This window comes from Pseudoalteromonas issachenkonii (assembly GCF_002310795.1).
Taxonomy (GTDB): domain Bacteria; phylum Pseudomonadota; class Gammaproteobacteria; order Enterobacterales; family Alteromonadaceae; genus Pseudoalteromonas; species Pseudoalteromonas tetraodonis.
Window position 1 is genome coordinate 1,488,660 of record NZ_CP011030.1, and the last position, 16,347, is coordinate 1,505,006.

Consider the following 16,347-nt stretch of genomic DNA (forward strand, 5'->3'; position numbering starts at 1 on the left):
ACGGAGAACACAGTTGGAATTTTTATACGAGTACGGCTTATTTTTTGCAAAAACCATTACCTTTGTTATTGCTATTGCTGTGATTTTAACCTTAATTGTAAGCTCGGCTGTTAAGCCAAAAGCGAAAAAAGGTGAGATTGAAATTGATGACCTATCAGAGCAGCTGACCAATATAAAAGAAAGCTTTTTAAATAATACGCTAGGTAAAAAAGAGTTAAAAGCCTATCAAAAACAACAAAAAGCAGAGCAAAAAAAAGCGGACAAAGAAGCGCCTAAATCACGACTCTATGTTATTGACTTTAAAGGCAGTATGGACGCACATGAAGTAGAAAGCTTGCGCGAAGAAGTGACCGCGATAATTTCGATAGCGGATGCAAAAAAAGATAAAGTGTTAGTTCGCCTTGAAAGTGGTGGTGGCGTGGTACATGGCTATGGTTTAGCCGCATCACAATTACAACGTTTAAAGTCAGCCGGTATTGAGTTGACTGTATCAATAGATAAAGTCGCCGCCAGTGGTGGTTACATGATGGCTTGTGTGGCTGATCATATTATTGCAGCACCGTTTGCAATTGTTGGCTCTATTGGTGTTATTGCACAAATTCCAAATTTTAATAAAATTTTAAAGAAAAATGATGTCGAGTTTGAGCAAATTACGGCGGGTGAATTTAAACGCACGTTAACTTTATTTGGTGAAAATACCGATAAAGCCCGTGAAAAGTTCCGCGAAGAGATAGAGCAAACTCATGTATTGTTTAAAACTTTTGTGAGCACTCAGCGCCCAAGTTTAAATATGGATTTAGTGGCAACGGGTGAACATTGGTTTGCAACCCAAGCAATTGAAAAAGGGTTAGTCGATACTATTAAAACCAGCGATGATGCGTTGTTAGAGCAACAACAGCAATATCAAATTTATAAAGTGCAATACAAGATTAAAAAAGGATTAAGTGACAAGCTGGCAATGGGTTTGAGCCATGGTGTGAATAAAGCGGGTGTAAGTTTAATGTCAAAGTTTAAGGCGTTAAACCCTTAATAATTTAATCACTTAAACCCAACAAAAAAGCCTTGTTACTTAACGAAGTAGCAAGGCTTTTTTTATGACTATTGTCAGAAATACTAATCAATAGATTTGTGGTAGTCCTCTAAATCTTTTGCTGCATTTGGGTCGTTAAAGATACTTTCATCTAGTTCACCTTCGCTTTTAGCGACGACACACGTAACCATACAGTCACCCGTTACGTTTACTGCTGTACGGGTCATATCAAGCAATCTGTCTACACCAATAATAATGGCGATGCCCTCAACAGGTAAGCCAACTTGGTTAAGTACCATGGCTAGCATAATTAAACCAACACCAGGTACACCCGCCGTACCAACAGAGGCAAGCGTTGCAGTTAGTATCACCATTAAGTAATCAGAAATAGTTAAGTCAACACTAAATACCTGAGCGATAAATACCGTAGCCACACCTTGCATAATTGCGGTGCCATCCATGTTAATGGTTGCACCAAGCGGAATAGTAAACGAAGCGACCGAATTATTAGCGCCAAGCTTTTTAGTTGCCGTTTCAAGTGTAATAGGCATAGTCGCGCTTGAACTTGAGGTACTAAAAGCAAATAAACAAGTGTGCTTCATTTTAGCCAAGAAAGTGAGCGGGTTTAGACCCGTGAGTATTTTTAGCAGTAGGGTGTAGTTTACAAATGCGTGTAGTAATAAGGCTAATACAACCACGCCAAAGTACTTAGCTAAACTCACAATTAAGTTTAGTTCAATGGTAGTGAACAATTTAGCCATTAAGAAAAATACGCCGTAAGGGGCAATGTTCATTAGCAAAGTAACCAGTTTTAAGATAACGGTGTTTAAGTCTTCAAATACAGTAGCGACACGTTTACCTGCTTTTCCGCTAAGTGCCATTGCAATACCGAATAATAGAGCAAACACAATTACTTGTAACATGTTGCCCTTTGCCATTGCTTCAAAAGGGTTGGTAGGGAACATATCAATAATTACGCGAGCTAAAGTAGGCGCTTCTTTGGCATCATAACTTGCTTGAGAGGGTAACCCAATGCCTTCACCTGGGTTAAATAGTAACGCTAAGGTAATCGCGACTGTAATCGCTATTGCCGTTGTAACTAAGTATAAACCAATTGATTTACCGCCTAAACGGCCTAGTTTCTTCGGATCGCTTAAACTGCAGGTACCACATACCAGCGATACAAATACTAAAGGCACAACCAGCATTTTCAAACTGGCTATAAATATTTGCCCACCTACATGGAAAAGGCCATCAACAAAAAAGGCTTTAATTGGCAAAGAGAATAACCCAAGAGGAATTAGGTAATCGTCTTCACCAGCTAATATAGCCTGAAATATAAAGCCTACTGCAACACCAAGCACCATACCAATCATGATGCGAGTAGTTAAACTCATTGAACGGATTTTAGACATATTTCCAATCTATTTTTTATAAATTTGGCATAGACTAACAGCATGTAATTTTTTTTACAGAAAAAACGTCAACTTTTTAAAAATTTTTATCAAAAAAAGGAGTAAAAAACTGAGATTTTAGACTAAGTTATAGGTTAACATTAAGTAAATAAGTTTAACTTAGTAATAGCGCAACGGAGAAACCTATGCCTTTAACTCGTTTGCTCAGCATTATATGGCTCAGCACATTACTCATAGCCTGTGGCGGTGGTGGCTCACTGGAAAAAGAAAGTGGAACCGTTGGCGGTGATACTGGAGGCACCGGTGGAGACGTTGTCGAACAAGCAATTCAAGTTGAACTTGATTTTGAAGATAGAATTGTTACTGCTGATAACCCGCTAGAGGTGGTTGCAACGGTAACCGGAAGTGATGGTCAACCTGTTGTGCGTCAAGAGGTAAGCTTTACCACAACACTGGGTTCTTTTATACCGGCTACAGGTAGCGCTTTAACAAATTCCAGCGGTGTTGCAACTATCGAGCTTAGCGCGGGTAGTGTTGAAGGAGCAGGAACCATTGTTGCAAGTTACGAAGATGCCACAAGTAAACTTGGCTTTTACACGGCAGGTGATGAGCCTCAATCGAATGACTCAACCGCAAATATTGACATTAAAATTTTACAAAACTGCCCTGATAGCTGGTTAAATATAGACAGAGATTCTATAGAGCTTGATCCATCTGAATGTTCTCAAAATAGTAATTTACTCGGGCAACAAGCTATTGTATACGCAAAAATCACCAAACCTGGCAGTAATACGCCAGCAAGTAATGTACTTGTTCAAGCGACAACAACGCTAGGTATTTTATTACCTGAAAGCTTAACGGCTAAAACGGATGCGTTTGGTGTTGCTATTTTGAATTTATTGCCTGGCAGCAGCTCAGGTGTTGGCCAAGTTGAGTTAACCGCTCAGGGCGGCGTTGCGAGTGCTTTATTTGAAATTAACGCTGTTCAAGTAAATGTCAATTTAAGCGCGGGTATTGCAACTGGTGATGTGTTGTCTGCAGGTTCTACTACTATTATTACCGCTCAGATTGTAGATAGCAGCAATAACTTATTCACCACTCCACTTGAAGTACAATTTAACTCGGCATGTGCAGAAGAATCTACTCCTAGAGCCACTATCGATAGTGTGGTAACTAGCATTGGCGGCACGGCAAGCGCAACTTATAAAGCGGATGGTTGTAATGGTATAGATACGATTACAGCAACCGTGGTTACCGGTGGCAACGTTGCCACTAAAACAATTAATATTAATGTAGCTGCCGCTCAAACGGGTTCAATCGCGTTTATGGGTGTGACCAATCAAGTGTTAGCTATTAAAGGAGCTGGCGGTCAGACTCTCACTGAAAACTCAGAGCTTACCTTTAAACTTTTAGATATTAATGGTAACCCTGTTGGTCAAAAGCTGATTGATTTTGCTCTTTCGCAAAACCCCGGCGGCGCGTTGCTAGACAGTGCATTTCAGTTTACCAATAACGAAGGTTTAGTAACTGTAAATGTCCGCTCAGGAAGAGCCGCAGGAGTTTTATCTGTTATTGCATCACATCAAGTTGTGAGTGGCGATACATCACAAAATAATGTGATTTCTATTGTGTCAAATGACATAACCATTACCACTGGTGTGCCAGATCAAGACAGTTTTACGCTTGCAGTGCAAACATTTAATACCGAGTCATTAAATGAAGCCGGGGTGACAACAGACTTAACTGTATTTGCAGCCGATCACTTTAATAATTTTGTTCCTGATAACACGGCAATTTATATAGCCAGCGAAGGTGGTGCAGTAGGCACAATAGATGATCAACAATTTACACCTTTATTACTTTGTCGCACCATAGATGGTGTGTGTAAAGCGCAGTGGCGTAGCCAAAACCCAATTCCTTATCATTACAGCATTTATAAAAACTCTGTGGCTGATAAGTGTGACCGTTTTTTTGGTCAAGCAGCACCTTGTACATTAGGTATCAGAGAGTCACAACTAGACACAAACGGCAATCTACTTACCTATCTTGATAGTAGTGGTAACCCGATATCACTTGCGGATGCGCCAAGTAATGCGCCAATAGATTATCCATTAGGTGGTCGTGTAAGCTTGCTAGCATACTCAGTGGGTGAAGAATCATTTAATGATGTATCTGCTAACGGTGAATTTAATCAAAACGAGTTTGATTCTACATTACAAGATTTACCTGAAGCATTTATAGATTTTAATGAAAACGGTATTTTTGACGGAAATTTACCCGCACCTGCGAACCCTGTAAATTCTAATGGCGGTGAGGATGAGTGGTATGTGGAGCGCTCTGGTGCACTAAATAATGGTCAGTTTGATTCCGGCGATGGCATTTACAATGGCTTGTTATGTAGTGACGAGGCGCTTGCTGCAAATGCATGTACGCGTGAAACAGTAAATGTACGCGATCGTTCAGAGTTAGTGATGTCTGGAAGTACACCTTACATTAGAGCTGTAACGGCTTTAGATGACTGTAGTTTAAGTGATGGTATTCGCTTAGAAGCTTCCGATATGGCGGGTATGTGTGACATAAACCTTATTGATATTAGCAATTCCACACCTTACAGCGCGATTTCAGTGACTATCTTCTTCAGTGATATTCATAATAATCCATTGCCTGCAGGTACTACAGTTACTGTCACTGCCGACAATGGTGTGTTAAGAGGGTTAACAGATTACACCGTTGTGAATACTGCTCAACAAGTGCCTATCTCTGTTTCAGTAAATATTACAAAAGAGGCTGAGCCAAATGATGTTGATTCTGGCTTTTTATACATCGAATTTGTGACTCCTGGTGGAGTGAAAACTCAATATACCGTGATGTCGATTTTAGACGAGCCTAAGGTTTAAAATTAATAAAGCATAGAAAATGCCAACCAATAAGGTTGGCATTTTTGTTTCTATTCTATATATTCCACATCAATTATTCAAAAAGCACTGGTTTGATTAAATTTACAACAGAAATTGTTTGTTTATTCAGTAAATACTGAAAAGTTTGTATTAAAAGCTTGTAAGAACTAGTGTTTGTAGATATACCTATAAATATTCGCGCCGCATGAGTCGGCTAAACACATTTAAAAAACTAGGTTAGAAATAGGCAACTATGGGCAAATCGCTAGTAATTGTAGAGTCACCTGCTAAGGCTAAAACAATTAATAAATACTTAGGTAATGATTTTATCGTTAAGTCCAGTATTGGACACGTACGAGATTTACCTACTTCAGGTTCTGGCAAAAACAAAGCACCAGCAAGCAAAACGCCTGCTGAGGTGCGTAAAATGCCACCTGATGAGAAAGCAGCGTATAAACAGCAACGTGACTATACTAACTTAGTCGCGCGAATGGGCATCGATCCTGAAAAAGGATGGGAGCCACATTACGAAATATTGCCGGGTAAAGAAAAGGTTGTTCAAGAATTACAAAAGCTTGCCCAAAATGCTGATCAAATCTATCTCGCAACGGATTTGGATAGAGAAGGGGAAGCAATTGCTTGGCACCTTCAAGAAATAATTGGTGGCGAGCCAGAAAAATATAAGCGTGTTGTTTTTAACGAAATCACTAAAAATGCAATACAACAAGCATTCGAAACCCCAGGTGAGTTAAACACCGACATGGTTTATGCACAGCAGACCCGTCGCTTCTTAGACCGTGTTGTTGGCTTTATGGTATCGCCCCTATTATGGGCTAAAGTAGCGCGTGGTTTATCAGCGGGTCGAGTGCAATCTGTTGCAGTGCGTTTATTAGTTGAACGCGAACGTGAAATTAAAGCATTTATTCCTGAAGAATTTTGGGACATTCATGCCGATGTTAAAAATAGCGAGTCTGACCTACGTTTAGAAGTCACTAAACAAGCAGACAAGCCATTTAAGCCAGTAAATGAAGCTCAGGCTAGTGCAGCAGTTAAAAGCCTTGAGAATGCCGAATATAAAGTTGTCAGCGTTGAAGAGAAACCAAGTAAGAGCCGTCCAAGTGCGCCATTTATTACTTCAACAATGCAACAAGCAGCAAGTACCCGATTAGGTTATGGCGTTAAAAAGACCATGATGCTTGCCCAGCGTTTATACGAGGGGGGTTATATTACTTATATGCGTACCGATTCAACTAATTTATCGAAAGATGCGGTTGAAATGTGTCGCGAATACGTAACCAATGAGTTTGGTGCCAAGTATTTACCTGCTGATCCGATTAACTATAGCTCTAAAGGTAATGCACAAGAGGCGCACGAAGCGATTCGTCCTTCTAGCGTATCAGTGCTTTCTGGGCATGTTGAAGGTGTGGATGCCGATGCGAAAAAGCTTTATGAGCTTATTTGGCGTCAGTTTGTGGCCTGTCAAATGGTGCCAGCTGAGTACGATTTAACCACCTTAACGGTCGCTGCCAACGATTTTACATTGAAAGCAAAAGGACGTGTTTTACGTTTTGATGGTTGGACTAAAGTGCAACCGGCAGTACGTAAAAAGAATGAAGAAGATCAATCGCTGCCTGCTGTTAAGCAAGGCGAGGTGCTCACGTTAGTTGAGCTTGATCCTAAGCAGCACTTTACTAAGCCACCGGCTCGTTTTAGTGAAGCAAGCTTAGTTAAAGAGCTCGAGAAACGTGGGATTGGTCGTCCATCTACGTATGCCTCTATTATATCAACGATACAAGACCGTGGTTATGTACGAGTAGAAAATCGTCGCTTTTTCGCTGAAAAAATGGGGGAGATTGTCACCGATCGCCTTGTTGAAAACTTTACCGATTTAATGAACTTCGATTTTACCGCTAAAATGGAAGGCCGTTTAGATGATATCGCCGAAGGTGAGCGTGTTTGGACGCAAGTTCTCGATAAGTTTTACGCTGATTTTTCAACGCAATTGAATATTGCCAAAGGTGAACCCGATGAAGGCGGTATGCGTCTTAATCAAATGGTAGAAACCGACATTGACTGTCCAACGTGTGGCAGAAAAATGGGTATTCGTACTGCTTCAACGGGCGTATTCTTAGGATGTACTGGTTATAACTTGCCACCTAAAGAGCGCTGTACTACCACTATGAACTTAGTGTCGGGTGATGAAGCGGTTGCAGCTGATGTTGAAGACGTTGAAACAGAAACATTAATGCAAATGAAGCGCTGTCCAATTTGTGAAACAGCGATGGATTCATACCTTATCGATGAAACCCGTAAACTACACGTGTGTGGTAATAACCCAGCGTGTCATGGGCATGTGGTTGAAGAGGGTACGTTTAAAATTAAAGGTTACGACGGCCCTATTATTGAATGTGATAAATGTGGCGCCGATATGGAATTAAAATCAGGTCGATTTGGTAAGTATTTTGGCTGTAACAATGACGAGTGTAAAAATACCCGTAAGTTATTAAAAAATGGCGAAGCCGCGCCACCAAAAGAAGATCCCGTTCATATTCCTGAATTAGAATGTGAAAAGTCTGAAGCCTATTTTGTATTACGTGATGGTGCTGCAGGTATTTTCTTAGCAGCAAATACGTTCCCTAAATCACGAGAAACACGCGCCCCCAAAGTAGAAGAGTTACAGCGTTTTAGAGATCGTATTTCGCCTAAGTTTTACTACTTAGCTGATGCACCAGCTAAAGATCCTGATGGTAATCTTGCTGTTGTGCGTTACAGTCGTAAGAATAAATCACAGTATGTAATGACTGAGGTTGATGGCAAAGCAACTGGTTGGACGGCACACTACGAAGGTGGTAAATGGGTAGAAGAGGCTAAGAAAAAAGCCGCGCCTAAAAAGAAAGCCGCCGCTAAAAAAGCGCCTGCTAAAAGTAAAGCGAAAGCAAAAGTAAAAAAAGACGATGAATAATTAATTATTCACCGCTTTAAGTAATAAAAAACCGGAATGCACAGCCTGTGACAGTTCCGGTTTTTTTTGTCAAATCAAACCTATCGCAATGGCATTTCTAATCTGATTTTTTACTTTACAGGATTAAAAAATGTAACCAATTTAGGTTCAATTCACACAATTATTCATTAAATTTTAACAGCAGTGACTTTGTTATAGCCTTCAGATGTTAGTTCATCATTCACACACTTTAAAACATAGTTATAAAGCTCTTCATTGCTTACGTCGTCTTCTTTAGCCCAACTAACACACATTTCTGTGAATTCTTGAATCGTCTCAGCTGAAGCGTCTGTAGCATCGTTTGCCACTGCATTAGCAGCAGATAAAACGAAAAATGGTGCAACGATTAACGCGAGTAATGCTTTATTCATTTTCTTATTCCTAAAAATGGAGTAACAATCGAGTTATGCATTCATACAATGCCTACATAAAACAAGTGTAACCAAGCCAGAACATCTCTGTTGGTATATTGATTTTTAATCGAATATAAAATAAAGGGAAACGAAATATTTTTATCGTCAAGATGAGCGTATCGCGTAAAAGTGTTTAACCTTAACTAATTGTGTTACAGCTAAATTTAGGCTAATGTCGCGTTTTAATTTTTAGGTGTTCTTATGTCAGAGCCAGATACAAATAATATAAATAAAAAAATACAACCTGTTCATAAAGTAGAGCATGCTCTTGAGTCGTTTATATTCAAAGGACGCTGGTTATTAGCCCCATTTTTTGTCGGTTTACTATTTGCTGTGGTTTTATTACTAATAAAATTTTTTAAACAGCTGTATTTGATGGGGATCGCAACGTTTACTGCCAGTAATCAAGAGTTGTTGGTGGGTATATTAACTTTGGTTGATACCGCTTTGTTAGCTGGACTTTTATTAATTATTATATTTAGTGGCTACGAAAACTTTGTCTCTAAGCTTAATATCGAAAATCATGAAGACCGTCCCGTATGGATGGGAAAAGTAGGGTTTTCTGGTTTAAAAATGAAACTGATTAGTGCAATAGTCGCCATTTCAGCCGTTGAGCTACTAAAAGTGTTTATAAGCTCTGCATCTCATTCAAATGATGAATTACTCTGGAAAGTGCTGATACACGTTACCTTTGTTGTGTCGGGTGTACTGTTTGCATTTACTGATTACTTAAATAGTAAAACAATTAGCCATTAAAAAATGCTAAAAAAACCCGAGCAGTGCTCGGGTTTTTTATAATAATGCAAATATTAACTGCAGTGGGCGTAATAACAACCAAATGGCTCAACTGTCAGTGTTTCATTATCAAGCTTTGCGTTGTGATGAGAAAGGTCGTTATGTTCATTTTCAACACTTGCATTAATAGTAAGTTTTGCTTGTGAAGCACTCAAATTGAATACACACAACATTTTTTCATCGTTTAGAGTACGGTAAAACGCTAAGATTGGCTCTTGGGTTTGTAAAAACTCAATATCACCTTCAAGTAATACCGGCTGGTTTTTACGCCATGCCATAAATTCACGGTACGCATTTAATATTGAGTTTGAATCATTCTCTTGCTCAGCAACTGCTTGCAGCCTATGTTGTTGATCAACAGGTAACCACGGTTTTACTTCACTAAAGCCCGCATTGTGAGCATTGGCATGTGAGCTATCAAGGTTTTCCCAAGGCATTGGGGTACGACAACCATCACGGCCTTTAAAGTTTGGCCAAAACGTAATGCCGTATGGGTCTTGTAAATCTTCAAACGCAACACTGGCTTCACCTAGCCCGAGTTCTTCACCTTGATACATACACACGCTACCACGTAACGAGGCCAATAGGGCGGTTAACATCTTACATTGCGCAGGGTTTACTTCACCCGTTTCGCTCCAACGACTTGCAACGCGCTCTACGTCATGGTTACTAAATGCCCAGCAAGGCCAGCCTTCAGTCATACGTTGTTCAAGTGTAGTAACGGTGTTTCTTATATATTCACTCGAGTAGTCATCAGTTAGTAGCTCAAAGCTGTAACCCATGTGCAGTTTATCGCCGCCTTGGGTGTATTCTGCCATTGTGGCTAATGAATCTTCAGATGAAATTTCACCCAGTGATACGGTACCTGGATACTTGTTGAGTAAAGTACGAATATCACGCATAAACTCTATGTTTTCAGGTTGGGTGTTATTGTAGTAATGATACTGAAATGCATACGGGTTATCTTCGCTAAAGCCACGGCCTTGACGTTTTTCTTTTGGTTTAGCTGGGTTATCACGAAGCAAAGCGTCATGGTAGCAAAAGTTAATTGCGTCTAACCTAAAGCCATCCACGCCCTTTTTAAGCCAAAATTCAACATTATCGAGTACAGCTTGACGAACATCGGGGTTATGAAAGTTAAGATCAGGCTGTTCCGTGAAAAAGTTATGTAAGTAGTATTGTCCACGACGCGGCTCCCATTGCCATGCACCGCCACCAAAAATTGATAACCAGTTGTTTGGTGCTGTTCCGTCTTCTTTAGCATCGGCCCATACATACCAATCAGCTTTATCGTTGGTTAAATCTTCACGGCTATCAATAAACCATTGGTGTTGATCTGAGGTGTGACTAAGCACTTGGTCTATAATAATTTTAATATCGCGTTGATGTGCTTGCGCAATGAGCTCATCAAAATCATCTAAGTTACCAAAAAGGGGGTCGATATCGCGATAGTCGCTAATATCATAACCAAAATCTTTCATAGGTGATTTAAAGAAAGGTGAGATCCAGATAGCATCCACCCCTAAGCTTTTAATGTAATCAATGCGATTAATTATCCCTTTTAAGTCACCAATGCCATCGTTGTTGCTATCTTGAAAGCTTCGCGGATAAACCTGATAAATAACCGCACCTTTATACCATTGCTTTTGGGCCATGCCTTTCTCCGTTTTCACACTGTCTTTGTGTTGTTCTTTTTTAGAGGTGTTAATCCTCGTTTATTTGAAAAAGCATACTTGAAGCCCGTCATACTGTAAAAAGTCTGCATACGTATGCACCGTTTTAAGGCCATTAAAAGAGGTTAAATCAATCGCTTATTTCATCGATTTTAACGCCGGTTTATTGAATATCTCTTTACCAATTTGGTTTGTTAAATTGTTAATTTATTGTTTGCGTTATTTAGGTGCTTAAAAATAAGGGGGCGCACTTAATTGGTGATTATTAATATTGGTCTTACCAATTGTACTTAAATAAATGTCCTCCATAATAATAAATTAGAAAATAAAATAGCGTCGTGTCACTTTATTTATGTTTAATGACACACTTATTTTATCAAAAAATAAATAATGACTATCATTAAAGCTATAAATGCTAATTGCACTAAAATAACTCATAATAAAACAGTGACTTATAAAGTGCCGTGTAAATTTAATGTTAACTTAATGCGAGTGGTGTAACTTTGAATACGTATGCATAAAGTTGTTAATAAAATAATACGAGCGTTAATATTCATCCTGACAACAAAATAAGCTCGCAGGCTTAACTATCACTTAAGCAAGTAAGCGGGTATCACATTATGGGTAACGGGAAAACATTATGGCTATGTTCAAACCAAGTATACTAACGCTAGCATTAACTGCTGCCGGACTATCAAGCTTTGCCACCACTGCGGCACAAGAAGAAACAATAAAAAATGATGATGTAGAAATCATTGAAGTAAAAGGTTTTCGCGGTAGTGTTGTTGAATCAATTAATACTAAGCGTTTTTCAACACAGGTTGTTGAGTCAATTTCTGCAGAAGACATTGGTAAACTTCCAGATACATCTATTGCAGAGTCAATCGCACGTTTACCAGGTTTAACAGCGCAACGTCTTGATGGCCGTGCTAGTCGTGTAAGTGTTCGTGGTTTTAGCGAAAACGAAAGCGCAACAACATTTAATGGTCGTGAGCAAGTATCGATTGGTGACAACCGTGGTGTTGAGTTTGACCTTTACCCATCAGAAATAATGAGCGGCGTAACCGTTTATAAAACACCAAGTGCCAGTATTGAAGCTGAAGGTATTGCCGGTGTAATCGACATGCAAACGGTAAAGCCTTTAAGTAAAGGCGAGCGCGTGATCATGTTTAATGGTCAGTTAGAGCAGTCAGGTTTTGATAAGCTAAATCCTGATGGTGATGATAAAGGCTTTCGTGGCACGGTTTCATACATTGATCAGTTTGCAGATGACACTATAGGTGTTGCATTTGCTTACAACACAATGAGCTCACCAAACCAAGAAAAACGCTGGAATTCTTGGGGATACCCTGAATTCGACGTTGATGGACAGAATTATTCAATCTTAGGCGGCGCTAAACCATTCGTACGTTCATCAACACTTGAACGTGATTCAGCGATGCTAGTAGTGGAAGCTGCACCAAATGATCGTCTAAACATGACGTTTGATGCGTTATATGTAGATTTTAACGATGAAAAAATCTTACGTGGTATTGAAGTACCTTTCGCCTGGGGTCAAGGTAGCATCGACCCGAATAGTGTTACTGTAGATGAACAGTCTGGCTTTATCACCAGTGCAACAACGCAAGGTCAACGCGTTGTAGTTCGCAATGATGTTGAAGAACGTGATGCTGAATTAACGCAATTTGGATTTAATACTAAATATGACATTGACGATTCATGGTCGGTAGAGTTTGATGCGAGCTTATCTGAAGTTGAGCGTAAGGACTGGAGCTTACAAAGTTATTCTGGCACAGGCCGTGGCGATGCAAACGGTATTGCTGACAACATTGGTTACTCACTTGATGGCGGCAATACCGGCGCCAAATTTAGCCACGAGTTAGATTATAGTGATTATGCTTTAATTCAGTTAGGTGGTCCTTTGTCATGGGGAACCAGCTCAGCGCTAAATAATAAGTACGGCTTAAATGATACGGCTTATCAAAACACCGCACAAGATGGCTTTATTAATGCACCTGAAGTTAATGATGAACTACATACTTTAAAACTAGCAGCAAGCAAGCTATTAGAAAACGATTACTTAAGCAAAGTAAGTTTTGGTATGTCATATCGCGACCGCGAGAAGAGTAAAAAGTCTGAAGGGTATTACTTAACATTAAGCGATTTCTCATTAGATAATCCTGGTACGCTTGTCGTTCCAGAGCAATATCGCCTCGGAACAGCTAGCTTAGGCTTTATCGGTATGGGGGATATGATTGCCTATGATACCCGTGCACTAGTTGACGATGGATATTATGACTCAATTCAAGAAAGTTTAACGGATATAAAACACACTACGCAGTCGTACACAGTTCAAGAAAAAGTTACGGCGTTTTTTGTTCAAGCTGATATTAATGCTGAAGTAGGTGAACTACCATTAACAGGTAACTTTGGTGTTCGCTATGTTAGAACTGAGCAATCTTCGCAAGGTTTTGCGGCTGTGCCGAATGACGTGACTGGTCTAGTTGAAGCCGTTCCTAACAATGTGTCACACGATTATAGTCATGTTTTACCTAGTCTTAATTTATCTTTAGCGCTAGATGAAAATCAAACTGTGCGTTTTGGTGCCGCTAAAACTATCTCACGAGCCCGCCTAGATGAAATGAATGCTTCTGTTAATGCGAGCTACAATTCTGAGCGTCCTGATGAGAATGGCAACTATTGGTCAGTATCTGGTGGTAATCCTACACTTGAACCAAAAGAAGCAACGGGTTTTGATTTTACTTATGAAAACTACTTTAGTGCAGAAGGATACTTCTCAGCGGCTGTATTTTATAAAGACTTAAGCCAATGGATATTTGATGGTGTATACGAAGTTGATATGTCAGGAGTTGCTAACCCTTCAACGGGTGAGATACCAGAGAATAGTACCGGTACTGGATCAGGTAAAGTGAATGGCGGTGGTGGAGATCTTTGGGGCTATGAATTGTCTCTTGCTCTACCGTTTAATATTTTTAGTGATTCATTAGAAGGTTTTGGTTTAATTGCCAGCCATACAGGAATTGAACAAGATATTGAAGATCAAAACGGTAATGAATACGAATTACCTGGTTTGTCGGATAAAATTGAAAGCATAACTTTTTATTATGAAAACTATGGCTTCCAAGCACGTACTAGTATGCGTAAGCGTAGCGACTTTAAAGGTGATATTTACAACGCAGGTTATGAAACTCAGCAAGTGAATATCTTAGGTGAAACAATTTGGGACGTACAAGTTGGTTACGATTTTGGCGAAGCAGGTGTTGAGAGCTTAGATGGCTTAAATGTGACATTCCAAGTACAAAATATCACTGAAGAACCATTTACAACACTAAGTGGTGATAATGCTTTACAAGTGCGTGATTACCAAGATTATGGGCGTAACTTTATTCTTGGATTTAGCTACAAGCTTTAACTGAAATTTAGTTAAGTTATTAGCCCTTGTAATTAGTTTTACAAGGGCTTTTTTATAACTACCTTACCTAAGTTTTATCAAACTTTTTAAATTCTGATTTAAAAAAGTGAGCAATAATATGAAGCCAATAAAACACGTCGTCATTGCAGGCGGTGGTACAGCTGGATGGATAGCCGCTGCACTGTTAAATAAAGTATTAGGTAAAGTAATTAATATTACCCTAATAGAATCAACTCACATTGGCACAGTGGGCGTAGGGGAAGCCACTATACCCCCTATAATGCAGCTAAATAATGCATTGGGTATCAATGAACAACACTTTATAAATGCCACTAACGCGACGATTAAGCTTGGTATTGAGTTTGAAAACTGGAAAAGCTCAGCACACAGTTATATGCATGCGTTTGGCACTTTGGGTAAAAACTTCCCTTTTTGTGACTTTTATAATTTTTGGCTTAAAGGCCAAACGCAAGGCAACAAAGATGATTTTTGGGATTTTTCATTAAATTATCAGGCTGCGAAAAACAACAAATTTGCTCCACTGAATACCATTTCTAACACGTCGTTGCCAGGATTAAGCTACGCGTATCATTTTGACGCCAGTTTGTATGCTGAGTTTTTAAAGCACTTAGCCACAGAGCGGGGGGTAAAACATCTAGATGCTAAAATTAATGAGGTCATGCAGTGCCCAACCAGTGGCAATATTCAGAGCCTAACCCTTGATGATGGCAGCAGTATCAGTGGCGATTTATTTTTAGATTGTACGGGCTTGCGTGCCTTATTGATTGAGCAAACACTCAATACTGGGTTTGTAGATTGGTCGCACTACTTACCCTGCGATAGCGCCATTGCAGTACAAACAGCATCAAATGATGAATTAAAACCTTATACACGTTCAATTGCGCACAGTGCCGGTTGGCAGTGGCAAATTCCATTACAGCACAGAATGGGGAATGGCTTAGTATATTGTAGCCGCTATATATCTGATGACGATGCAAAACAATTATTACTCAATAATCTTCCTGCAGAGCCTATTACTGAACCCCGATTAATTAAGTTTAAAACGGGTCGTCGTTTAAAACAGTGGCATAAAAACGTCGTTGCCATTGGCTTATCGAGTGGGTTTTTAGAGCCACTTGAATCAACCAGTATTCACCTAATACAAAGTGCTGTGACGCGTTTAATTAAGTTATTTCCTCACCATGGGGTTAGTGATGCGTTAGTAACAGAATTTAATAAGCAAAGCATCACCGAAATCGAGCATATTCGTGACTTCATTATTTTGCACTATAAGCTAACTGAGCGGGAAGATACTCCATTTTGGCGTCAATGTAAGCAAATGGAAATTCCGCAATCGTTAACGCATAAAATGGATTTATTTAAACAAACGGGCAAAGTAGTGCGCGAAAACGATGAGTTATTTGCCGAAGTGGCGTGGCAACAAGTCATGATAGGTCAAGGCCTAATACCTGATGACTATAACAGTATTGTTGATTCGTTAAGCAGTGAACAGCTAACAGATTTATTCTTAACTTTAAAAACACTAATAAATTCAACGGTAGAGCAACTGCCAAGTCACACCGTATTTTTAAGTAGTTTAAAACCAAAATAAGTGCCTTGGCTAGTAACATGCTTAGCAGTTTAATTCTTGGGTTAACAGGGTCTGAATATAGCTGTGAATACGTATGCA

9 protein-coding genes are annotated in these 16,347 nt (G+C 39.5%); 6 read left to right on the top strand and 3 right to left on the bottom strand.

Annotated elements, in window-relative coordinates:
- The first annotated feature begins 13 nt into the window (after positions 1-13).
- Complete coding sequence (gene sohB, locus PISS_RS06880; protein WP_036956513.1) at positions 14-1,030, top strand: protease SohB; 1,017 nt, start codon at positions 14-16, stop codon at positions 1,028-1,030.
- Between the two features lie 83 nt (positions 1,031-1,113).
- Here the strand turns inward: sohB and PISS_RS06885 are convergent, their stop codons facing one another.
- On the bottom strand, positions 1,114-2,445 hold the full coding sequence (locus tag PISS_RS06885) for a dicarboxylate/amino acid:cation symporter (RefSeq protein ID WP_013464802.1): 1,332 nt from the start codon (positions 2,443-2,445) through the stop codon (positions 1,114-1,116).
- 185 nt (positions 2,446-2,630) lie between these two features.
- On the opposite strand from PISS_RS06885, the gene PISS_RS06890 reads away from it, so the two are divergent.
- On the top strand, positions 2,631-5,342 hold the full coding sequence (locus PISS_RS06890) for an Ig-like domain-containing protein (protein WP_058154528.1): 2,712 nt from the start codon (positions 2,631-2,633) through the stop codon (positions 5,340-5,342).
- 253 nt (positions 5,343-5,595) lie between these two features.
- Complete coding sequence (topA, locus tag PISS_RS06895) at positions 5,596-8,304, top strand: type I DNA topoisomerase (RefSeq protein ID WP_033102497.1); 2,709 nt, start codon at positions 5,596-5,598, stop codon at positions 8,302-8,304.
- A 167-nt stretch (positions 8,305-8,471) separates the two neighbouring features.
- On the opposite strand, the gene PISS_RS06900 is transcribed toward topA, so the two are convergent.
- Positions 8,472-8,714: a hypothetical protein gene (locus PISS_RS06900; RefSeq protein ID WP_016899532.1), complete on the bottom strand. Its 243-nt coding sequence runs from the start codon at positions 8,712-8,714 to the stop codon at positions 8,472-8,474.
- A 243-nt stretch (positions 8,715-8,957) separates the two neighbouring features.
- On the opposite strand from PISS_RS06900, the gene PISS_RS06905 reads away from it, so the two are divergent.
- Entirely contained in the window at positions 8,958-9,512 is a 555-nt protein-coding gene (locus tag PISS_RS06905; RefSeq protein WP_058154529.1) for a TIGR00645 family protein, read from the top strand.
- A 53-nt stretch (positions 9,513-9,565) separates the two neighbouring features.
- Here PISS_RS06905 and PISS_RS06910 read toward each other — a convergent pair whose 3' ends face one another.
- Positions 9,566-11,206, bottom strand: coding sequence for an alpha-glucosidase family protein (locus PISS_RS06910; protein ID WP_058154530.1), 1,641 nt, complete (start codon positions 11,204-11,206; stop codon positions 9,566-9,568).
- A gap of 658 nt (positions 11,207-11,864) precedes the next feature.
- Between PISS_RS06910 and PISS_RS06915 the strand changes: the two genes are divergently transcribed.
- Together PISS_RS06915 and PISS_RS06920 are read left to right on the top strand one after the other, a co-directional pair.
- Positions 11,865-14,657: a TonB-dependent receptor gene (locus tag PISS_RS06915; RefSeq protein WP_058154531.1), complete on the top strand. Its 2,793-nt coding sequence runs from the start codon at positions 11,865-11,867 to the stop codon at positions 14,655-14,657.
- Between the two features lie 118 nt (positions 14,658-14,775).
- Positions 14,776-16,269: a tryptophan halogenase family protein gene (locus tag PISS_RS06920; RefSeq protein WP_036956417.1), complete on the top strand. Its 1,494-nt coding sequence runs from the start codon at positions 14,776-14,778 to the stop codon at positions 16,267-16,269.
- Positions 16,270-16,347: the final 78 nt, after the last annotated feature.

Coding starts and splice junctions, on each gene's coding strand:
- PISS_RS06890 (WP_058154528.1), top strand. CDS start 2,631: ATGCCTTTAACTCGTTTGCTCAGCATTATATGGCTCAGCACATTACTC.
- PISS_RS06885 (WP_013464802.1), bottom strand. CDS start 2,445: ATGTCTAAAATCCGTTCAATGAGTTTAACTACTCGCATCATGATTGGT.
- PISS_RS06915 (WP_058154531.1), top strand. CDS start 11,865: ATGGCTATGTTCAAACCAAGTATACTAACGCTAGCATTAACTGCTGCC.
- PISS_RS06910 (WP_058154530.1), bottom strand. CDS start 11,206: ATGGCCCAAAAGCAATGGTATAAAGGTGCGGTTATTTATCAGGTTTAT.
- PISS_RS06920 (WP_036956417.1), top strand. CDS start 14,776: ATGAAGCCAATAAAACACGTCGTCATTGCAGGCGGTGGTACAGCTGGA.
- PISS_RS06905 (WP_058154529.1), top strand. CDS start 8,958: ATGTCAGAGCCAGATACAAATAATATAAATAAAAAAATACAACCTGTT.
- PISS_RS06900 (WP_016899532.1), bottom strand. CDS start 8,714: ATGAATAAAGCATTACTCGCGTTAATCGTTGCACCATTTTTCGTTTTA.
- topA (WP_033102497.1), top strand. CDS start 5,596: ATGGGCAAATCGCTAGTAATTGTAGAGTCACCTGCTAAGGCTAAAACA.